At 34.2% G+C, this 20636-nt stretch carries 19 protein-coding genes; 9 read left to right on the top strand and 10 right to left on the bottom strand.

Annotated features, from left to right (window positions below; all coding sequences use genetic code 11):
* Window positions 1-179: 179 nt before the first annotated feature.
* Window positions 180-5984: an MBG domain-containing protein gene (locus tag FDM27_RS08680; protein ID WP_140485967.1), complete on the top strand. Its 5805-nt coding sequence runs from the start codon at window positions 180-182 to the stop codon at window positions 5982-5984.
* Between the two features lie 107 nt (window positions 5985-6091).
* On the opposite strand, the gene FDM27_RS08675 is transcribed toward FDM27_RS08680, so the two are convergent.
* The 6 genes from FDM27_RS08675 to FDM27_RS08650 form a co-directional block, all read right to left on the bottom strand.
* Window positions 6092-6367 carry an ATP-dependent Clp protease adaptor ClpS gene (locus tag FDM27_RS08675; protein WP_071185923.1) on the bottom strand — a complete coding sequence of 92 codons (276 nt, stop codon included), beginning with the start codon at window positions 6365-6367 and terminating at the stop codon, window positions 6092-6094.
* A 44-nt stretch (window positions 6368-6411) separates the two neighbouring features.
* Entirely contained in the window at window positions 6412-7245 is an 834-nt protein-coding gene (gene prmA / locus FDM27_RS08670) for a 50S ribosomal protein L11 methyltransferase (protein WP_140485966.1), read from the bottom strand.
* 110 nt (window positions 7246-7355) lie between these two features.
* Entirely contained in the window at window positions 7356-8108 is a 753-nt protein-coding gene (tpiA, locus tag FDM27_RS08665) for a triose-phosphate isomerase (RefSeq protein ID WP_140485965.1), read from the bottom strand.
* A 31-nt stretch (window positions 8109-8139) separates the two neighbouring features.
* On the bottom strand, window positions 8140-8655 hold the full coding sequence (locus tag FDM27_RS08660; RefSeq protein WP_140485964.1) for a TlpA family protein disulfide reductase: 516 nt from the start codon (window positions 8653-8655) through the stop codon (window positions 8140-8142).
* Between the two features lie 262 nt (window positions 8656-8917).
* Entirely contained in the window at window positions 8918-10021 is a 1104-nt protein-coding gene (locus FDM27_RS08655) for a BT_3928 family protein (RefSeq protein WP_140485963.1), read from the bottom strand.
* Window positions 10022-10027: 6 nt separating this feature from the next.
* The gene (locus FDM27_RS08650; protein WP_140485962.1) at window positions 10028-10576 is read right to left on the bottom strand and encodes a DUF1599 domain-containing protein; all 549 of its coding nucleotides are present in this window, start codon (window positions 10574-10576) and stop codon (window positions 10028-10030) included.
* A 74-nt stretch (window positions 10577-10650) separates the two neighbouring features.
* Between FDM27_RS08650 and folP the strand changes: the two genes are divergently transcribed.
* Both folP and FDM27_RS08640 read left to right on the top strand, forming a co-directional pair.
* Complete coding sequence (folP, locus tag FDM27_RS08645; protein WP_140485961.1) at window positions 10651-11475, top strand: dihydropteroate synthase; 825 nt, start codon at window positions 10651-10653, stop codon at window positions 11473-11475.
* 2 nt (window positions 11476-11477) lie between these two features.
* Complete coding sequence (locus FDM27_RS08640; protein ID WP_140485960.1) at window positions 11478-12113, top strand: hypothetical protein; 636 nt, start codon at window positions 11478-11480, stop codon at window positions 12111-12113.
* A gap of 88 nt (window positions 12114-12201) precedes the next feature.
* Here the strand turns inward: FDM27_RS08640 and FDM27_RS08635 are convergent, their stop codons facing one another.
* The 3 genes from FDM27_RS08635 to FDM27_RS08625 all read right to left on the bottom strand — a co-directional run bounded on the left by FDM27_RS08635 (window position 12202) and on the right by FDM27_RS08625 (window position 13888).
* Window positions 12202-12693, bottom strand: a complete 492-nt coding sequence (locus FDM27_RS08635) for a CHRD domain-containing protein (RefSeq protein WP_140485959.1) — start codon at window positions 12691-12693, stop codon at window positions 12202-12204.
* Window positions 12694-12918: 225 nt separating this feature from the next.
* A complete protein-coding gene (gene rlmH / locus FDM27_RS08630; RefSeq protein WP_140485958.1) occupies window positions 12919-13392 on the bottom strand; it encodes a 23S rRNA (pseudouridine(1915)-N(3))-methyltransferase RlmH in 474 nt (157 codons plus the stop codon).
* A gap of 40 nt (window positions 13393-13432) precedes the next feature.
* Window positions 13433-13888, bottom strand: a complete 456-nt coding sequence (locus FDM27_RS08625; RefSeq protein ID WP_140485957.1) for a cupin domain-containing protein — start codon at window positions 13886-13888, stop codon at window positions 13433-13435.
* A 340-nt stretch (window positions 13889-14228) separates the two neighbouring features.
* On the opposite strand from FDM27_RS08625, the gene nadC reads away from it, so the two are divergent.
* From nadC to priA, 3 genes are read left to right on the top strand one after another with little or no spacing between them, the layout of a single operon-like run.
* The gene (gene nadC, locus FDM27_RS08620; protein ID WP_071185914.1) at window positions 14229-15089 is read left to right on the top strand and encodes a carboxylating nicotinate-nucleotide diphosphorylase; all 861 of its coding nucleotides are present in this window, start codon (window positions 14229-14231) and stop codon (window positions 15087-15089) included.
* A 25-nt stretch (window positions 15090-15114) separates the two neighbouring features.
* On the top strand, window positions 15115-16044 hold the full coding sequence (locus tag FDM27_RS08615; RefSeq protein WP_140485956.1) for a YihY/virulence factor BrkB family protein: 930 nt from the start codon (window positions 15115-15117) through the stop codon (window positions 16042-16044).
* Window positions 16045-16100: 56 nt separating this feature from the next.
* Window positions 16101-18554, top strand: a complete 2454-nt coding sequence (gene priA, locus FDM27_RS08610; RefSeq protein ID WP_140485955.1) for a primosomal protein N' — start codon at window positions 16101-16103, stop codon at window positions 18552-18554.
* A 7-nt stretch (window positions 18555-18561) separates the two neighbouring features.
* On the opposite strand, the gene FDM27_RS08605 is transcribed toward priA, so the two are convergent.
* Window positions 18562-19257, bottom strand: coding sequence for a LytR/AlgR family response regulator transcription factor (locus tag FDM27_RS08605; RefSeq protein ID WP_071185911.1), 696 nt, complete (start codon window positions 19255-19257; stop codon window positions 18562-18564).
* A 167-nt stretch (window positions 19258-19424) separates the two neighbouring features.
* On the opposite strand from FDM27_RS08605, the gene rpsF reads away from it, so the two are divergent.
* From rpsF to rplI, 3 genes are all read left to right on the top strand, one after another.
* The gene (gene rpsF, locus FDM27_RS08600; RefSeq protein ID WP_071185910.1) at window positions 19425-19766 is read left to right on the top strand and encodes a 30S ribosomal protein S6; all 342 of its coding nucleotides are present in this window, start codon (window positions 19425-19427) and stop codon (window positions 19764-19766) included.
* Between the two features lie 5 nt (window positions 19767-19771).
* Window positions 19772-20068, top strand: a complete 297-nt coding sequence (gene rpsR, locus FDM27_RS08595; RefSeq protein ID WP_007138295.1) for a 30S ribosomal protein S18 — start codon at window positions 19772-19774, stop codon at window positions 20066-20068.
* A gap of 65 nt (window positions 20069-20133) precedes the next feature.
* Window positions 20134-20577: a 50S ribosomal protein L9 gene (gene rplI / locus FDM27_RS08590; RefSeq protein ID WP_071185909.1), complete on the top strand. Its 444-nt coding sequence runs from the start codon at window positions 20134-20136 to the stop codon at window positions 20575-20577.
* Window positions 20578-20636: the final 59 nt, after the last annotated feature.

The following is a 20636-nucleotide window of genomic DNA, read 5'->3' as shown; positions in this document are numbered from 1 at the left end:
ATAGTTTTTTTTAACATTTCATCGGGAATGTGGAATAAATAAAATTATTGTATCTAAATTAGATATGAATTAAATGAAATAAAAGTAAAAACAATATTGTTTTTCAGACAAATAGAAACCTCATTCTATTGATTTCAAGTATTCAATTTCAGTACAAAATTTATTTAAATCCATTGCGTATGAAAACAATTCTACCCCAATCTCGTTTTTTCTTATTTGTTTTTTTGATTGCCAATTTGCTTTTTGCAAATGTATTTTTTGGGCAGACTGTAACCCTTGATCAGGCTGATTTGGATTACGCACCGGGAGAAACAGTTGTGATTACTGGTACCGGTTGGCATTCAGGTGAAACGGTAGCACTGCAAGTAGACAATCTCACTAACCCTGATGTAGATTGTGGTCCTGTCACCCCACAACCACACGAATTATGGACTGTTGTTGCCGATGAAAATGGAAATTTTACAGCTTCCTGGTATGTCAATGATTGTGAATTAGGAGCTGATTTGATGCTTGGAGCTTTAGGTCAAACATCGGGATTTACTTATAAAGTATTTTTTACGGATGCGAATGTAACTTTTGCAACAAATGGATTACCAAGTGGGACTAATGTAACAGTAAATTACAGAGTTTATCCTAGTAATGGTTCTCCTAGTGGAAATTTTACAACTATATATTTTACAACTCCAAACTCTTCTTCACCAGCAATTGCTGTAAGTAATAGCCAAATGATTGAATATACTTTTAATGATATAGTTGTTTCAGGAGTAACATATAAAGCTTCTGGAGGAAGTGTTGTAGGTGCTAATAATGGAAATGGAGGTCAATTAATAACAGGGAATTTCACTGTATGTACAGCTCCAGTTGCACCATCAGTTAATGCTTCTGTGACCTATTGTCAAGGAGCATCAGCTGTTGCTTTGACTGCAACGGGAAGTAATTTATTATGGTACACAACAGTATCAGGAGGTACAGGAAGTATTACAGCACCAACGCCTTCGACTACTACTCCGGGAACTACAAGCTATTATGTAAGCCAAACTATAGGTTGTGAAAGTCCAAGGGCTAAAATTGATGTAGTAGTTAATAGTGTTATTCCAGGAACAATTGGAAAAGGGGCAGTTCAGCCTGGTCCGGGTTGTGGAACATTAGATCCCGGTATAACATCAGTTATAACTGCTGCTAGCGGTTCAGGAACAATTAGTTATATATGGCAAAAAAGTACAGACGGAGGAGTAAGTTGGTCAACGATTCCTTCAGAAACTGCCAGCCAGTATAATTCACCTTCTTTGATTACAACAACGGCTATCAAGAGAATCGCTGTTTCAATTCTTAACGGATTGAGTTGTTCAGCGGAATCAAATGTTTTGACATATGAAGTTAATCCTGTACCTATAGTGACGGCCATATTACCGGGAGGAACCACTAATGTATGTGTAGGTTCTGTTTTGCAATTATCAAACGCAACTCCAGGCGGGGTGTGGAGTAGTGCAAATCCTGAAATAGCTACAGTAACAACAAATGGATTGATAACAGGTATTGCATCAGGTAGTGTTGCTGTGAGTTATACAGTTACTGACAGTAGTACCGGTTGTTTTAAAGTAGCTAATAAAACAGTTCATGTTTTAGAATTACCAATTGCACCTACTGCTGTAAATTATTCAGGAGTTTACGATGGTGTTTCTCATGTAGGATCAGCCACTCCAAATCTAGGTGAAGTTATAGATTGGTACACTACTTCAACTGGTACAACGACTGCAATTGCTCCTTCAGGAATTAATGTGGGGACGTATTCTGCTTATGCAGAAGCCAGAAATACTATAACAGGATGTAAGAGTACAACTAGAACATTAGTTACCGTTACAATTACTCAAAAAAATGTTACCGTAACTGCTAATGCCAAATCCAAAACCTATGGTGATGCGAATCCGGCATTGGATGCAGTAGTTTCGGGAACAGTAAACGGAGATGTATTGAGTTATACATTGGAAACCTCCGCAACTCAGTTTTCTGGAGTTGGTAATTATCCAATTGAAGTTACTTTGGGGGCTAATCCAAATTATAGTATAACACCAACGAATGCTTTATTAACCATTGGCGAACGAGACATTACAATTACTGCCGATGCCAAATCCAAAACCTATGGCGAAGCAGATCCTGCATTGACTTATCAAATTACTTCAGGAAGTTTAGCGTTTAGTGATTCTTTTAGTGGTTCGTTGAGCAGAGATACAGGAGAAATTGTTGGGGATTATGCCATTACGCAAGGGAGTGTTGCTTTGAACAGTAATTATGCTTTGACTTATGTTGGAGCAGATTTAACGATAGACTTGCGTTCAGTAGAAATCACTGCCGATGCAAAATCCAAAACCTATGGCGAAGCAGATCCTGTATTGACTTATCAAATTAGTTCAGGAAGTTTGGTGACTGGTGATTCTTTCAGTGGTTCATTGAGCAGAGATACAGGAGAAATTGTTGGGGATTATGCCATCACTCAGGGAAGCGTTGCTTTGAACAGTAATTATACTTTAACTTATGTTGGAGCAGATTTAACGATAGACTTGCGTTCAGTAGAAATCACTGCCGATGCAAAATCCAAAACCTATGGCGAAGCAGATCCTGCATTGACTTATCAAATTAGTTCAGGAAGTTTGGTGACTGGTGATTCTTTCAGTGGTTCGTTGAGCAGAGATACAGGAGAAATTGTTGGAAATTATGCCATCACTCAGGGAAGCGTTGCTTTGAACAGTAATTATACTTTAACTTATGTTGGAGCAGATTTAACGATAGACTTGCGTTTAGTAGAAATCACCGCCGATGCAAAATCCAAAACCTATGGCGAAGCAGATCCTGCATTGACTTATCAAATTAGTTCAGGAAGTTTAGCGTTTAGTGATTCTTTTAGTGGTTCGTTGAGCAGAGATACAGGAGAAATTGTTGGAAATTATGCCATTACGCAAGGAAGCGTTGCTTTGAACAGTAATTATACTTTGACTTATGTTGGAGCAAATCTAACCATTGGTAAACGAGATATTACAATTACAGCCGATGCAAAATCCAAAACCTATGGCGAAGCAGATCCTGCATTGACTTATCAAATTAGTTCAGGAAGTTTGGTGACTGGTGATTCTTTTAGTGGTTCATTGAGCAGAGATACAGGAGAAATTGTTGGGGATTATGCCATCACTCAGGGAAGCGTTGCTTTGAACAGTAATTATGCTTTAAGTTATGTTGGAGCAAATCTAACCATTGGTAAACGAGATATAACTATTACAGCCGATGCTAAATCCAAAACCTATGGCGAAGCAGATCCTGCATTGACTTATCAAATTACTTCAGGAAGTTTAGCGTTTAGTGATTCTTTTAGTGGTTCGTTGAGCAGAGATACAGGAGAAATTGTTGGGGATTATGCCATCACTCAGGGAAGCGTTGCTTTGAGCAGTAATTATGCTTTGACTTATGTTGGAGCAAATCTAACCATTGGTAAACGAGATATTACGATTACAGCCGATGCTAAATTCAAAACCTATGGCGAAGCAGATCCTGCATTGACTTATCAAATTAGTTCAGGAAGTTTGGTGACTGGTGATTCTTTCAGTGGTTCGTTGAGCAGAGATACAGGAGAAATTGTTGGAAATTATGCCATCACTCAGGGAAGCGTTGCTTTGAACAGTAATTATGCTTTAAGTTATGTTGGAGCAAATCTAACCATTGGTAAACGAGATATTACAATTACAGCCGATGCTAAATCTAAAACCTATGGTGAAGCAGACCCTGTGTTGACTTATCAAATTAGTTCAGGAAGTTTGGTGACTGGTGATTCTTTCAGTGGTTCATTGAGCAGAGATACAGGAGAAATTGTTGGGGATTATGCCATCACTCAGGGAAGCGTTGCTTTGAACAGTAATTATACTTTAACTTATGTTGGAGCAGATTTAACGATAGACTTGCGTTCAGTAGAAATCACTGCCGATGCAAAATCCAAAACCTATGGCGAAGCAGATCCTGCATTGACTTATCAAATTAGTTCAGGAAGTTTGGTGACTGGTGATTCTTTCAGTGGTTCGTTGAGCAGAGATACAGGAGAAATTGTTGGGGATTATGCCATCACTCAGGGAAGCGTTACTTTGAACAGTAATTATGCTTTAAGTTATGTTGGAGCAAATCTAACCATTGGTAAACGAGATATTACAATTACAGCCGATGCTAAATCCAAAACCTATGGCGAAGCAGATCCTGCATTGACTTATCAAATTAGTTCAGGAAGTTTGGTGACTGGTGATTCTTTTAGTGGTTCGTTGAGCAGAGATACAGGAGAAATTGTTGGGGATTATGCCATCACTCAGGGAAGCGTTACTTTGAACAGTAATTATGCTTTAAGTTATGTTGGAGCAAATCTGACCATTGGCAAACGAGATATTACAATTACTGCCGATGCTAAATCTAAAACCTATGGCGAAGCAGATCCTGCATTGACTTATCAAATTAGTTCAGGAAGTTTAGCGTTTAGTGATTCTTTTAGTGGTTCGTTGAGCAGAGATACAGGAGAAATTGTTGGGGATTATGCCATCACTCAGGGAAGCGTTACTTTGAACAGTAATTATGCTTTAAGTTATGTTGGAGCAAATCTAACCATTGGCAAACGAGATATAACTATTACAGCCGATGCTAAATCTAAAACCTATGGCGAAGCAGATCCTGCATTGACTTATCAAATTAGTTCAGGAAGTTTGGTGACTGGTGATTCTTTCAGTGGTTCGTTGAGCAGAGATACAGGAGAAATTGTTGGGGATTATGCCATCACTCAGGGAAGCGTTGCTTTGAACAGTAATTATACTTTGACTTATGTTGTAGCAAACCTAACCATTGGTAAACGAGATATAACGATTACAGCCGATGCTAAGTTCAAGTGTTTTGGAGTGAGTGATCCCGGACTAACAGCACAGTTAACTTCCGGTTCAATTATTTCTGGTGATACGGTAAGTGGACAATTGGAAAGAAATAGTGGAGAATCTGCCGGGGTTTATGCTATTAATAAAGGAACTTATACTTATGGTAATAATTATAATGAAACCTATATTTCAGCTAATTTGACGATAAACTCTCAAATAACAGCAACTTTTACCAGAACCAATCCAAATCATTATTTTGGATTATCGGGAGATCAGACTTCGAAAATTACAGTAATACCATCAGGAGGTATTGGACCTTATACAGTAACAATTACTATGGATCGTAGTTTAATTAGTAATTATATCAATAGTAGTGGTGATGAATCCTGGATTCCAGATCCGATAACTATGCCAGCAACTACTAGCAGTTACAATATTGTATTGCCTTCTTCAGGATCCAATACTCAAGGAAATCCATATACAATAACGACAGGAGTCCAAACGGCTGTGGGGTATTCTATAAAAGTTGGTTTAATAGATGATGCTGGGTTTACCGCTACTATTACTGATTCTAAAGGATGTACAATAACAACCGAAAAGATATTTATTCATGGGGAAGATGTACGTTGTTTTGCTGGTAAAAGTGGTGTGGCAAAAGTAAAACTTTGTCATAGAACAGGGAATACTAAAAATCCATGTCAGGAGTTGTGTGTAGATGAATCTGCAGTTGCGGCTCATTTAGCTCATGGTGATTTCTTGGGTACATGTACTCCAAATTGTGAAGCACCAACGTTGTTAACGAAGTCTTCACTAGCAACTAAGGGTAAAGTGATGGAAGTAGAAGTAGAAATTGATCCTTTTTCTGTAATAGCTTATCCAAATCCATCGAGCAGTCAATTTTCGCTAGTTGTAAATAGTGAAAGTCAGGAAAAAGTGGAAGTTTTAGTATATGATATGTTAGCCAGATTAATAAAAAGAATAGAGACAAAAGATGAAGAAATTATTTCATTTGGTGAGGATTTACCTTCCGGAGAGTATTTGGTTTTAGTACGTCAAGGTGAAAAACGAAAATCAGTTAACGTGATAAAGAAATAAAAATACTGTATAGATTAAATTTCAATAAAAAAAAAAACAAAAAAATCTCCATAAAAAAAGCATTCGTCTCGGCGAATGCTTTTTTTATGGAGAAAATTTTAGTTTAATTAGATTATTTCGGCACTTAAACCGGCTTCTAAAAGCTGTGTACACTGTGGTTTTAATTTGGTAATCAGTCCTGTTTTTACGGTACATTTTCCATTGTAATGAATAATTAATGAACATTGTTCAGCTTGTTCAGCCGTATGTTCGCAAACACGCATTAAGGTTTCGATTACATGATCAAAAGTATTCACATCGTCATTATAAACAATAATTTCGTTGTTTTGTGTGGTAGTTTCCTGTACGCTTACTCTTTCTCTAATTTTTTCTTTAGTACTCATTGTATTGCTTTTTGTACTTTAATTGTTTGATAATAAACAGAGTACTAATTTACGTATTTTAGTGAAACCCAGTTGTTTCTTTCGATTTTTTTAACATAAGTTAAGCCTTTTTCAGTGCATGAAGCATCTATAAAAGGAATGTCTTCGGTATAAAAACCACTCAATAATAACGTCCCTTTAGGATTTAAGCAGTCAACATAAGTTTGCATATCGTTTAATAAAATGTTTCTGTTTATATTGGCAATGATCAAATCGTATTTTTTGCCTTTTAATAAAGAGGCATCTCCTTCATAAACGCTGATGTTTTTGCAATTATTACGTTCGGCATTTTCAATAGAATTCAGATAGCACCAGTTGTCAATATCGATGGCATCAATAGGTTGAGCACCTTTCATTTCGGCAAGAATAGCAAGAATAGCAGTTCCGCAACCCATGTCTAAGGTTTTTAATCCATTAACGTCAATTTCAAGTAAATGCTGAATCATCATGTGTGTGGTTTCATGATGTCCTGTACCAAAACTCATTTTTGGTTCAATTAAAATATCAAATTCGGCATCTGTTTTTTCGTGAAAAGGAGCTCTTACATGACATCTTCCGTCTACATCAATAGGTTCGAAGTTTTTTTCCCATTCTTCGTTCCAGTTCACCTGATCAATTTCTTCATAGCTGTAATCAATTTCAAATTCTTCTGAATGCAGAATATTTACATTTTCAAGAATCATTTCGTCCCATAAATCTTTTTGAACAAAAGCTGAAATTCCTTTTTCTGTCTCTGTAAAACTTTCGAATGCAAGTTCGCCTAATTCGGCAATTAAAATTTCAGAACCTAATTCCTTTGGTTCAATGCTAAAATGGTAGGCGATATAAATATTTGACATAATTGATTTAATTTTTTGCAAAGGTAGTATTTCTCTTTTATCAAAATCAGAAAAATAAAAAAAGCGATAAAATGAATTACCGCTTTCTTGAATAGTATAAAAAGGTTTTCTTAGATAGCTGTTACAATGGCAACAAAATCATCTGCTTTTAAAGCTGCTCCACCAATAAGACCACCGTCAACATCTGGTTTTCCGAAAATTTCTTTTGCGTTTTCTGGTTTTACAGAACCTCCGTAAAGAATAGTTACATTTTCAGCAATTTCTTTTCCAAAAGCTTTAAGAACTGTTTCTCTAATAAATTCGTGCATTTCCTGTGCTTGTTCCGGAGAAGCAGTTTCACCTGTTCCAATTGCCCAAACCGGTTCGTAAGCTAATACTACTTTGTCCCAAGATTTAGCATCAATTTGGAATAAACCATCTCTTAATTGATTTTCTACAACGTTGAAATGTTGGTTAGACTGACGGTCTTTTAATTCTTCACCAAAGCAAAAAATAACAGTCATATCATGTTTTAAAGCTGTATTTACTTTATCAGCAATTAAAGCATCAGTTTCATGAAAAATAGCTCTACGTTCAGAGTGTCCAAGGATTACAGTGTTTACACCAACTCCAGTCAACATATCAGCAGAGATTTCTCCTGTAAAAGCACCACTTTCTGTTTGGTGAACATTTTGTGCAGCAACAGCAATGTTAGATCCTTTTAATTGATTTACAGCTGCAGCCAAGTTTACAAATGTAGGCGCAACAATTACTTGTGCTGTAGTATTTGCAGGTACTTTTGCAATTAATTCACTTAACAATTCGCTAGTTTGTGCTGCGTTTTTGTGCATTTTCCAGTTTCCTGCTACAATCTTTTTTCTCATTTTAGTAGTGTTATATTTGAATTTTATTTTTTTATTGTTTTTCTAATTGATTTAAAACAGCATTAATTTTTTCAAAATCAGTTTCTACAGCGCGATACAGCACAATTTTTCCCGTTTTGTCAATAATAATGTATCTCGGAATCCAGTTGACATCCACTGCTTTTGCAAAAACACCACCCATTTGATCATTAGCCATATAATGCGCTCCTTTTAATTGGTGTTTTTCAATTCCGGCTTTCCATTTATCAGCGGTTTTATCCATTGAGATAAATACATAATTTGTATTCGAATGTGCCACCTGTAATTCTTTTATTTTTGGCATTGCTTTTACACAATCACCACACCAGGAAGCCCAGATTTCGATTACCGTATTTTTACCTTTATTTTTAGATAAAATAGTTTCGAAAGCGACTTGATTATCGCTAGTATCTAATAAAGTTTCTGCTAAAGCTTCTTTAGAAAACTCCGTTTTTTGTGCATTCGATTTAGTACATGAAACAGTGACTAAAAGAAGTAAAAAAGCGATAATTTTTTCTGTTTTTTTCATTGTAACAAAGTTAAAATAAACAATTTGATTGCTGTTTGCTGTTTTAGTTTTTTTGGATAAACTCGTTAAAAATAACAAATACAGCGTTAAGAGTTATAAAAACACAAATGAAAACGTAATAGTGAGCACGAATTATGATTGTTTCTAAAAAAATAATTCTAAAAAGTTCTCTAAAAACCGCTATTTGGGATGTTTTTTAGTCTTTTTTAGACATAAAAAAAGCTCATAAATACCATTTTTAGTTTTTATGAGCTTTGTTTTTTTAAAATTTTAAATCTTGTATATCGTTGTAATGTACTTTTTGTTTTATAGTTCCTTTTTCCAGAATTACAATACTTGGATTGGCTCTTTCTATCGTTTTTAAGGCAGTAGCATCGCAGCTGTAAAAGTCAAATTTTAGATTGTATTTTTTCTGTGCTTTTTCGATTTCCTCAATTGAAGAATTGGTCATACCAATTACTTTATAACCTTTGGCAGTAGCTTCCTGATTTAACTTTTGTAATTTTTGCATTCCTTCTTCTTCGGCTGAAGCCAAATCATAAGTTACAATCATTAGTAATTTAGGTTCTTGTAATAACTCGTCTTTATAGTCCGAACCGTCTTTTGTCATCGTGAAATCATGGATAGGAGGAACGTAACCTTCGCTGATAATCTTGTCCTTTCGATCTACAAATTCTGCTCCTTCAGGAAGATTCATCAGATCGTTTTCCGAAAATTCTTTTTCGACACCGTTTACTTTGTATATAAATTTCATTTCTACAACAGGCATAGCCGCTCCTTCGGGAATTTCCATTCCTTTTTGGATATTTGTTCCTACTTTGTACGGACGGAAATCAATTATTGGCAAGTGATTTAAAACTGTATATGCCATAAAAATACAGGCTGCTAATCCCAGAAAAACAATGGCATTTTGAAAGCTGCTATTAAAAAACAAAGGCTTTATCAGCTTTTTGTTTATAAATAAAATCAGAATAAAAAACAGTAAAACAACATCTTTGGTAAATGATTCCCAGGGCGTAAGATGCAAAGCGTCTCCAAAACAGCCACAATCTTTTACCACATTGTAATAAGCCGAATAAAAAGTTAAGAAAGTAAAAAACACAATCATTAACAATAAGCTCCAAATAGTAAATTTAGTTTTGTAACCAATGAGTAACATGATTCCTAACAGTACTTCTACAATAACTAAAAATAAGGCCAGGTAAAAACTAAATGGCACTAAAAAAGGCAGATTAAAAACAGGTTCGCTAAAATATTCGGCTAGTTTGTAGGAGAAACCTATTGGGTCATTTAATTTAATTAATCCTGAAACAATGAATAAAATCCCAACAAAAAGTCTTGAAAACTGAGTAATAAAATTTTTCATATGCTATTATTTCTTATTGACAAAACCCATTAAAATTAAAGCAAAAACCGAGTAATTAATCATGTCCTGGTAATTGGCGTCAATTCCTTCCGACACAATGGTTTTTCCTTTATTGTCTTCAATTTGCTTTACGCGAAGTAGTTTTTGCAAAATCAAATCGGTCAACGAACTCACACGCATATCGCGCCAAGCCTCGCCATAATCATGGTTTTTGGCTTCCATTAATTCTTTGGTTAATTTTACTTTGGCATCATACAATTGCGTTGCTTTGGCGGAATCTAAATCCGGTTGGTCAACAACACCTAGTTCTAATTGGATTAAAGCCATTATTGAATAATTAATAATTCCGATAAATTCGCCCGATTCGTCTTCGTCTATTTTTCGAACTTCGTTTTCCTGTAAACTTCGAATTCTTTGAGCTTTGATGAAAATTTGATCGGTTAAAGAAGGCAATCTTAAAATGCGCCAGGCACTACCGTAATCCTGCATTTTATTTGCGAATAAGGAACGACAAATTGCAATTACCTTATCGTATTCTTGAGAAGTATTCTTCATTATTGATGTATATTTGTCTAAAATTTTTCTCAAAAATAGGGAAAAGGATTCAACTTTAAAATAAAGATTAAAAAATGACTATTAACTGCAAAGGACAGCTGATTGATTTATCGCAACCTAAAGTAATGGGGATTTTGAATATAACTCCCAATTCTTTTTTTGATGGTGGAAAGTATTCGAGCGAAGAAGAAATTATTGCTAAGGTCGAAAAAATGCTTGCCGAAGGAGCTACTTTTATTGATATTGGAGCTTATTCGAGTAAACCCAGTGCCGAATATGTATCGGAAGAAGAAGAGTTAAATCGGATTGTTCCTGTTGTGCAATTATTGGTTAAACATTTTCCAGAAATTTTAATTTCAATTGATACTTTTAGAAGTGAAGTAGCAAGAGTTTGTATCGAAAATGGTGCGGCTATGATTAATGATATTTCGGCAGGAATTCTTGATGATAAAATGCTTGAAGTTATTGCTCAATATAATGTTCCTTACATTATGATGCACATGCGTGGAACTCCACAAAATATGCAATCCATGACAGAGTATGAAGATGTTGTAAAAGAAGTTTTACTTTATTTTTCAGAAAAAATAGCGCAAGCCAGAAGTTTAGGAATCAATGATTTGATTGTAGATCCCGGTTTTGGATTTGCAAAAACAATAACACAAAATTTTGAAGTGATGCAAAAATTAGAGTTGTTTCATATTTTAGAATTACCCATTTTAATTGGTATTTCCAGAAAATCGATGATTTATAAAGCACTGGAAATTAATGCGGATGCAGCTTTAAACGGAACTACTGTTTTAAATACCATTGCTTTGACAAAAGGTGCTCAAATTTTAAGAGTACATGATGTGGCAGCAGCCGTTGAATGTATAAAATTGTTTGAAAAATTAAATTCTTAATAATGAAATATTTTAGTCTTATTGCTGTATTATTTTTGTTTAGTTGTGGTAATAAAGAAGATATTTTACTCCCAAAATCAGATAAAACAGTAGTTAGTGATGTACAGGATCATTCGCCAATTTATATTTTTTTTCGAACCAATGGCAAAGATACTTTGGCTGAAGTAAACCGAAAAAACAGCATTATTACCACCAATTGGATTCTGAATATCGATAAGCGTTTGCCTTTGAAATTAGTCATTCCCGAAGTAATGAAACTGCAAGACAAAAAACGCAAAGAAAAAGCGCACAAGAACGAAAAAGCGGAAAATTATTATTCGTATGCTGATTCAATAAAAAAAAATATAGCTTTTATTCCTTTTACAAAAGTGTATTATAGCATTGGAAAACCTAAAAAAGAGGACTTCGTTATTGCTTTCAAGAAAGGCAGTGATTTGGTTTCTTTAAATGGGAAATATGTAAAAAAAGTAGATTTGATTCAAGAGTTTTTCAGTATTCGGTTTATTTTAAAACCTCGTATTGTTATTCAATTTGATAAAAATATGTCTTATGACGAATATATCCAGAATAAAATTTTAATTCAAAAATTTGATTTGTACAGTGTAAATCCAATCGCTCCAAAAGAATTTATTTTTTAAAATCGAATGATTTAGAAAAGAATTTATTAGTTAAAAAAAGACCTTCTTCTGTTAAAAGAAAGTCTTTTTTATTAGAATAAAGCAGTTATTAATAGCCGCCACCACCGCCACCGCCTCCAGAACCACCACCTGGATTTGTGGTTATAAGTTGTCCTCTGATTTCTCCTCCGGGGAATGCAGCAGTATGTAAATTTACATAATAGAGATTGGCAAGTAAATCAGCTTCTTGAGTGGAGCTCAAAGTCATACTTGTATAATTCATAGGGGAAGTTAAATCGGTGATAGGAAATACAACGCCACCATCAACGCCTATGGCTCCTTTGTGAATGTGTGCATCGGTAAGTGTAATTCCTGAAAAATTTACTGTCAAAGTGAAAATTTTACTTGTTTTGTTATAAAGAAGTACAGCCGTTCCGGTAGCCGTTGAAGTATTACCGGGTACTTCGCTTGAACCGTTTAAAGTAGCATTAAAAGTTACGATAACAGGTGTGGGATCAGAATCATTGCCATCATCACTATCACATGAAAAAAGTCCTGATAGAATGATAAAAATAGCTAAAAATAAAATTGGACGTTTCATTACAAAATGTTTTAAAGTTCAAATGGGAAACATTTTCTTGAAAAAGGAGGTGATTGTATAACGATTGATAAGTTATTAGAATCAAACCTTGAAATCGATCCTTATAAAGTTAAGCATTTTATATAAAAAAGACTGCTAAAGAAAGTTTAAAATATGAAGATATGTAGTTGGTTGTTAGTGGTTTGTTGTTTTATTAGAAACATATTTTTAACTTCCAGCTTTCTGCTATTGATGATGATAAGGTTCGTTTCTTAAAATTGTAAATCCGCGATACAGTTGTTCGATAAAAAACAAACGTACCATTTGGTGAGAGAAAGTCATTAGTGAAAGCGAGATTTTTCCTTGTGCTTTGGCGTAAACAGTTTCCGAAAAACCATAAGGGCCACCAATAACAAAGACTAAGGTTTTAATTCCTGAATTCATTTTCTTTTGCAATTCTTCCGAAAAACCTACACTGGAAAAGTTTTTTCCGTTTTCATCTAAGAGAATAAGTTGATCGGTTGAGCCGATTTTCGACAAGATCAATTCGCCTTCTTTTTCTTTTTGTTGGCTTTCGGATAAGTTTTTTACATTTTTAATATCAGGAATAATTTCCAAATCAAATTTGATGTAAAAAGACAGGCGTTTGGTATAATCGTCAATTAAGGTTTGCAGTGCTTTATTATCCGTTTTGCCTATGGCGATGAGTTTGATATTCATTTTGAGGATGATTTTCGGAGTGGCAAAGATATAATTTTAATTATTTGGGATTATTCGTCGTAATTACAAAAACAATTAAAACTTCGTCAGTAGTGTTGATTAGCGAATGAAAGCCTTCGCCGCTCATGGCAGTAATGCTTCCTTTTTTGATTGTTTTTTTTCGAATAATACCTTCTTTTTTTGTCATTTCCGAATATTCGCCTTCACCGTGCATCACGATATAAAGCTCTTCTTCATTTCGGGTTCCATGAGTGTGAAAACCCGCTTCGTCTCCTTTGTTGAAGAAAACCATATAGGCTCCAATGCGGTTGTTGGTTAATTCGCCTTCGTCAAACATTTGTAACAAATAAACAATTCCGTTTCCTCCATACATAGGGTCGCGTTTATCCACTTTTACAACGGTTCTTTCCGGTTTATTGAAAGGAGTAACACTAAGATCGATGTATTGAGATACCAATTCGATTATTTTGGCGTTTTCAGATGTTGTTTCAGACATTGTGATTGTATTTGTTGGCAAAATTGGATTATTTTTTCCAAAAGTAAAATATATTTTCAACGGATTTGTCTTCGGAATAAGTTTTAGTCAAATTGGCTAGGCAAAGATTTAGAAGTTAAAGCAAAGACCGCAGATTCGCTAATTTACTTTTTGTAAGAATTTTTATTTATTTGTAATTTATGTTTTGAGCTTGTTTTTATTTTAATTGTTTGATGTTAATAAAAATCTGTGAATCCGCGGTAAAAAATAACTCAAATGTTTGATTCAAGTGAAATGGAAACAAATTTTCTATTCCACAAAATATGTCCTACTTTAGCAACATAAAAATTTTCAGTAAAAAATGATTAGCGAAGCACAATTTCAAAACGAGTTAGAACTATTAATTGCAAATGCCATCAGGGAAGATGTAGGAGATGGAGATCACAGTTCGCTGGCTTGTATTCCAGCATCTGCTCAAGGAAAAGCAAAGCTTTTAGTAAAAGATGAGGGGATTATTGCAGGTGTTGCATTTGCGAAAATGATTTTCAACTATGTGGATTCTAATTTGAAAGTTGAAACTTTTATAGAAGATGGAACTCCGGTTAAATTTGGAGATGTAGTTTTTCATGTCTCGGGAAGTTCCCAGTCAATTTTAAAGGCCGAGCGCATGGTGTTGAATTCGATGCAAAGAATGTCTGCCATTGCGACTAAAACCAGTAGTTATGTGCAATTACTGGAAGGAACCAATACTAAAATATTAGACACTCGTAAAACGACTCCTGGTTTTCGTGTGGCCGAAAAATGGGCAGTGAAAATAGGAGGAGGGGAGAATCATCGTTTTGCATTGTATGATATGGTGATGTTGAAAGACAATCATATTGATTTTGCAGGCGGAATTACTTTGGCTATAGCCAAAACCAAAGAATATTTAAAAGCTATTAATCGCGATTTAAAAATTATTGTTGAAGCCAGAGATTTGAATGAAGTGAAAGAAATTGTGGCTGCAGGCGGTGTTTTTAGAATTTTGCTGGACAATTTTGATTATGAAATGACTAAGGAAGCAGTAGCTTTTATTGGTGATGCTAGTTTAACAGAATCGTCAGGAAATATTAACGAAGATACGATTCGTCATTATGCTGAATGCGGTGTGAATTATATTTCTTCGGGTGCTTTGACACATTCTATTTATAATATGGATTTGAGTTTAAAGGCAATCGACTAATTTTCTTCGATAAAAGATACTATTAATGTCAGTAGAAATAGAAATAAAGCTTGAAAAAATTCCTGTGTTACGCAATTTTATGCGTTGGGCAAGAAAAGTAAAACTCAATTGGCTCAGTGGATTATCGCTGTATGATTTGTTAGAATTGTACATTATTGGGATTACCGAAGCTGCCCTGTCAAACCGTGCAGGATCTATTGCATTTAGTTTTTTTATGGCATTATTTCCTTTTGCACTTTTTATTTTAAACCTTATTCCATTTATTCCCATTGAAGGTTTTCAGGAAGATTTTTTGGATTTTGTAGCAGATGGAGTTCCTCCCAATACTTTTTATGCTATCAAAAATATAATTAATGATATTCTTCATAATAGTCATTCGGGTTTACTTTCTTCAGGATTTATATTGTCGGTTTTTTTAATGGCTAATGGATTGAATGCTATTTTAGGAGGTTTTGAAAATTCTAAACATGTTTTGGTAAAAAGAGGTTTTTTTCATCAATATTTTGTGGCTATCGGTTTGTCGTTATTTTTAGCATTGTTGTTGATAGTTACTGTGGCAACTATCGTTGTTTTTGAAGTTTTTATTCAAAAATTAAATGCAACTGATTTCTTGAGTGATAAAATTCCGTTGATGGTTATGGGGCGTTATGCTTTTTTGATTTTAATGATTTTGATAACCACATCGGTACTGTTTAAATTTGGAACTAAAAATCAGGAAACCCGGTCTTTTATATCCATAGGTTCGGTTTTTACTACTGTTTTAACTATTATTAGTTCCTATTTTTTTGGAGTTTGGGTGATTCGATTTTCAAAATACAACGAATTGTATGGTTCGATTGGTACTTTGTTGATTGTGATGTTTTACATTTGGATTAACTGTATGATTTTGTTACTTGGTTTTGAATTGAATGAGGTAATTAATAAATTAAAAAAGCGAAAAGAAACAATTACTTAGAGTAAAATTCTAAAAAATTAATCAAGATTTAGTACTAAAAGAATAGGAGATAATAAATGTATTTTGTTGAAGTAATTTTACCGCTAGCTCTTGCCAAAACCTTCACTTATAGTGTTTCTGAAGCCGAATATCATTATATTCAAAAAGGAATGAGACTGGCAGTTCCTTTTGGGAAAAGTAAAATCTACACCGCTTTAGCGATTGATTTGCATCAAAACCAGCCTACTTTATACGAAGCCAAAGAAATTCATCAAATTCTGGATGAAAAACCTATTGTTACCGAAAACCAAATTAAACATTGGCAGTGGATTGCAAGCTATTATATGTGTGCCATTGGCGATGTATATCGTACTGCTTTACCAAGTGCTTTGTTGCTGGAAAATGAAACTTTAATTTCGCAAAAAGCGGATGTTTTTGTGGATGAAAGTCAACTTACGGATGATGAGTTTTTGATTTATCAGGCGTTACAGCAACAATCTTCTTTAAAGGTTCAGGATATTATTGGGATTTTGAGCAAAAAAAATATTTTTCCTGTTATTCAAAAACTAATTGATAAGAACATCCTGATTTTGCAGGAAGAAATGCAGGAAAGTTATAAGCCTAAATTGGTGCGATACATTCGTTTGCATTCTAAATACGAATCAAGCGAGGGATTGAATGAATTATTGGAAGTTTTAAAAAATGCCAATAAACAAAAAGAAATTGTACTTACTTATTTTCAATTAAGTGCCAGTGAGAAGAAAAAGCCTATTTCTGTTAAACAATTAGTGGAAGCATCGAATGTGACTTCAGCGGTGGTAAAAGCCCTAGTTGATAAAGAAATTTTTGAAGAATATTACATTCAGGTAGATAGAGTAAATTTTTCAGGAGAATCTAATTCGAATCAATTACAACTAAGCGAGGCACAGCAAAAAGCTTTTGAAGAAATCAATATTAGTTTTCAGAAAAAAGAAGTTTGTTTGTTGCACGGAGTGACTTCGAGTGGAAAAACCGAAATTTATATCAAACTGATTGAAGAATATCTGGTAACCGAAAATCAGATTTTGTATTTGTTGCCCGAAATAGCCTTGACTACTCAATTGGTAACCAGATTACATGCCCATTTTGGTAACAAAGTAGCTGTTTTTCATTCGAAATACAATAATAATGAACGTGTTGAAGTCTGGAATCAGGTATTGCAAAATTCGGAGAAAGCACAAATAGTAATAGGAGCGAGGTCGGCTTTGTTTTTGCCATTTTCAAATTTAGGTTTTATAATTGTTGATGAGGAACATGAGCAAACTTTTAAACAAGTAGATCCTGCACCCCGATATCACGCCCGTGATGCTGCGATAGTTTTGGCTAGTTTTTTCAAAGCTAAAGTTTTGTTAGGTTCGGCTACGCCAAGTATTGAATCCTATTATAATACAACTGTGGATAAATATGCTTTAGTCGAACTTAAAGCGCGTTACGGAAATGTAATGATGCCTGAGATTGAATTGGTCGATTTAAAAGACAAGTATTTCCGAAAAAGAATGACAGGCCATTTTAGTGATGTTTTGATTGAAGGAATTACGACTGCTTTGTCTTTAGGAGAGCAGGTAATTTTATTTCAAAACAGAAGAGGTTATTCACCTTTGTTAGAGTGTATGACTTGTGGACACGTACCACAATGCCAGCAATGTGATGTGAGTTTGACTTATCACAAGCATAAAAATCAGCTGCGATGTCATTATTGTGGTTATTCGATTGCTAAGCCAACTAATTGTCACAGTTGTTCCAGCATCGATTTGTTGACTAAGGGTTTTGGAACAGAGCAAATTCAACAGGAATTGGTTCAGTTGTTTCCGGAGCGAAAAATTGGTCGTATGGATCAGGATACGACTCGTGGGAAATTTGGTTTCGAAAAAATTATCGATAGTTTTAAAAACCGGGAAATTGATATTATGGTAGGAACGCAAATGCTTGCCAAAGGATTGGATTTTGACAATGTGAGTCTGGTAGGAATTATGAATGCCGACAATATGTTGTTTCATCCCGATTTTAGGGCTTTCGAAAGAAGTTATCAAACCATGACTCAGGTGGCAGGGCGTTCAGGACGTTCCGAAAAACAAGGAAAAGTAATTATTCAGACTTATAATCCTCTTCATAATACCATACAACAAGTAACTAATAATGATTATTTGGGTATGTATAAAGAGCAGTTGTATGACAGGAAGATTTATAAATATCCGCCCTATTTCCGGATTATAAAACTAACCTTGAAGCATCGGGAATTTGAAAAATTAAAAGAAGGATCTTTGTGGTTGTATCAGGTTTTGAGTCAACATTTAGGAATTCCGGTTCTTGGTCCCGAGGAACCAGCTATTAACCGAATCAGAAATGAGTATATTAGAACAATTATGATAAAAATTCCTCAGGATTCCTCGGTTTTGGGTACAAAAAAAACTATTCAAAGGGTATTGAATAGTTTTGATGCTGTTCCGCAATACAGAGCTATTAAAGTAGCGCTAAATGTGGATTTTTATTAAGTAGTTCTTAAACAACAGAAAGTGCTTTTATTAAGTCTTCTTTTTTGTTTCTACTCAAAGGAATTTTAGTAGTTCCAATTTCGGCAAATTTGCTGTTGAAACGTTCTACCTTATCTATATTAATGATGTAGGATTTATGAACACGCACAAATTTCTTTTTCGACAAATCATTTTCAAAAGATTTCATTGTAGAAAGTACCAGATTGCTGTCGTCTTCAGTAACTACTCTTACGTAATCTCCAAAGGCTTCAATCCATTTGATTCTGGAAGTGTATATTTTTAATTTTTTCAAATTACTTTTAATGAAAATATGTTCACCTTCTTCTTCCTTAGTATCTTGTTTAAGCAAGTGTAAGTCCATTGCTCTTTTGACAGATGCACTAAAACGATCTACAGCTATAGGTTTTTGCAGATAATCAGTAGCATCATAATCAAAAGCTTTCAGGGCATATTCTGCTTTTGAGGTGATAAATATAATCTGGGGTTTGTTTTTTAATCCGTCTAGAAAATCAAAACCGCTAATTACGGGCATTTCAATGTCTAGAAAAATTAAATCAACCGAATGTACAGACATGCAACTTTTGGCTTCAATTGCATTCGAAAAATCACCTACTAAATGTAGATTAGGGTGATTATTTACTAACTTTGCGATGATCATTCTTTGAATCGAACTGTCATCGACTACGACACAATTAAGTTTCATATTTTTTGTGTTTTAAGATTTGGATACGTAAAAGTATTGTACTTTTTCTACAAAAACTAATTTTAATCGGTTTTTTTTACCATACAACGAATAAAGTTGGTTTATGTTTTTTTATTCAAATAAAAAGATTACTTTTGCAGCCAATTTAACAAATTAAATGAAATTTTATGAATCACTATGAAACTGTTTTCATTTTAAATCCCGTTTTATCTGATGTTCAGGTAAAGGAAACAGTAAGCAAATTTGAAGATTTTCTTACTAGTAGAGGAGCAGAAATGGTAGCTAAAGAGGATTGGGGTCTGAAAAAAATGGCTTACGAAATCCAAAACAAAAAATCTGGTTTTTACCATTTATTCGAATTCAAAGTATCAGGAGAAGTTCTTTTGGCATTTGAAACTGAATTTAGACGTGACGAAAGAGTTATGCGTTTCTTAACTGTAAGTCTTGACAAACATGCTATCTCTTGGGCTGAAAGAAGAAGAGCAAAACTTAAATCTCAAAAAGCTTAATTATCATGGCAACATTACAACAATCTGCTTCAGGAAAAAAAGACGGAGATATCAGATATCTTACTCCTTTAAATATTGAGACTAACAAGACTAAAAAATATTGTCGTTTCAAAAAATCTGGAATCAAATACATCGATTATAAAGATGCTGATTTCTTATTGAAATTTGTTAATGAGCAAGGAAAAATTCTTCCTCGTCGTTTAACTGGTACTTCATTGAAATACCAAAGAAAAGTGTCTGTAGCTGTAAAAAGAGCTCGTCACTTAGCTTTAATGCCATACGTGGCCGATTTATTAAAATAATTAAAAATTAACAGTTGTTGTTCCGAATACTATCGGGACTAACTTCTATAACAAAGGACATCAACATGGAATTGATTTTAAAAAAAGACGTTCAAAACTTAGGTTTTAAAGACGATGTAGTAACTGTAAAAAACGGATACGGTCGTAATTACTTAATCCCACAAGGATTTGCTCAATTGGCTACTTCTTCTGCAAAGAAAGTATTGGCTGAAAACCTAAAACAAAGAGCGCACAAAGAAGCTAAAATTGTTGCAGATGCAAAAGCATTAGCAGAAACATTGAAAGCTCTTGAAATTAAAATTTCTGCTAAAGCAGGTGGTGAAAAATTATTTGGTTCAATCACAAATATTGACATCGTTGAAGCTTTAGAAAAAGCAGGACAAACTATCGACAGAAAATTCATCACTTCTGGAATCGTTAAACGTACTGGAAAATATTCAGCTACTGTAAGATTACACAGAGATGTTATCGTTGACTTAGCTTATGAAATTGTTGCTGAAAAAGCATAATTTCTAAACTTGATATTTAAAATCCCGATGAAAATCGGGATTTTTTTGTTTGATGTCAT

The organism is Flavobacterium sp. GSA192 (assembly GCF_006386525.1).
GTDB classification, from domain to species: Bacteria; Bacteroidota; Bacteroidia; order Flavobacteriales; family Flavobacteriaceae; genus Flavobacterium; species Flavobacterium commune.
This window is presented reverse-complemented; position numbering and strand designations above follow the sequence as displayed.

Coding starts and splice junctions, on each gene's coding strand:
- FDM27_RS08680 (WP_140485967.1), top strand. CDS start 180: ATGAAAACAATTCTACCCCAATCTCGTTTTTTCTTATTTGTTTTTTTG.
- FDM27_RS08675 (WP_071185923.1), bottom strand. CDS start 6,367: ATGAGTACTAAAGAAAAAATTAGAGAAAGAGTAAGCGTACAGGAAACT.
- prmA (WP_140485966.1), bottom strand. CDS start 7,245: ATGTCAAATATTTATATCGCCTACCATTTTAGCATTGAACCAAAGGAA.
- tpiA (WP_140485965.1), bottom strand. CDS start 8,108: ATGAGAAAAAAGATTGTAGCAGGAAACTGGAAAATGCACAAAAACGCA.
- FDM27_RS08660 (WP_140485964.1), bottom strand. CDS start 8,655: ATGAAAAAAACAGAAAAAATTATCGCTTTTTTACTTCTTTTAGTCACT.
- FDM27_RS08655 (WP_140485963.1), bottom strand. CDS start 10,021: ATGAAAAATTTTATTACTCAGTTTTCAAGACTTTTTGTTGGGATTTTA.
- FDM27_RS08650 (WP_140485962.1), bottom strand. CDS start 10,576: ATGAAGAATACTTCTCAAGAATACGATAAGGTAATTGCAATTTGTCGT.
- folP (WP_140485961.1), top strand. CDS start 10,651: ATGACTATTAACTGCAAAGGACAGCTGATTGATTTATCGCAACCTAAA.
- FDM27_RS08640 (WP_140485960.1), top strand. CDS start 11,478: ATGAAATATTTTAGTCTTATTGCTGTATTATTTTTGTTTAGTTGTGGT.
- FDM27_RS08635 (WP_140485959.1), bottom strand. CDS start 12,693: ATGAAACGTCCAATTTTATTTTTAGCTATTTTTATCATTCTATCAGGA.
- rlmH (WP_140485958.1), bottom strand. CDS start 13,392: ATGAATATCAAACTCATCGCCATAGGCAAAACGGATAATAAAGCACTG.
- FDM27_RS08625 (WP_140485957.1), bottom strand. CDS start 13,888: ATGTCTGAAACAACATCTGAAAACGCCAAAATAATCGAATTGGTATCT.
- nadC (WP_071185914.1), top strand. CDS start 14,229: ATGATTAGCGAAGCACAATTTCAAAACGAGTTAGAACTATTAATTGCA.
- FDM27_RS08615 (WP_140485956.1), top strand. CDS start 15,115: ATGTCAGTAGAAATAGAAATAAAGCTTGAAAAAATTCCTGTGTTACGC.
- priA (WP_140485955.1), top strand. CDS start 16,101: ATGTATTTTGTTGAAGTAATTTTACCGCTAGCTCTTGCCAAAACCTTC.
- FDM27_RS08605 (WP_071185911.1), bottom strand. CDS start 19,257: ATGAAACTTAATTGTGTCGTAGTCGATGACAGTTCGATTCAAAGAATG.
- rpsF (WP_071185910.1), top strand. CDS start 19,425: ATGAATCACTATGAAACTGTTTTCATTTTAAATCCCGTTTTATCTGAT.
- rpsR (WP_007138295.1), top strand. CDS start 19,772: ATGGCAACATTACAACAATCTGCTTCAGGAAAAAAAGACGGAGATATC.
- rplI (WP_071185909.1), top strand. CDS start 20,134: ATGGAATTGATTTTAAAAAAAGACGTTCAAAACTTAGGTTTTAAAGAC.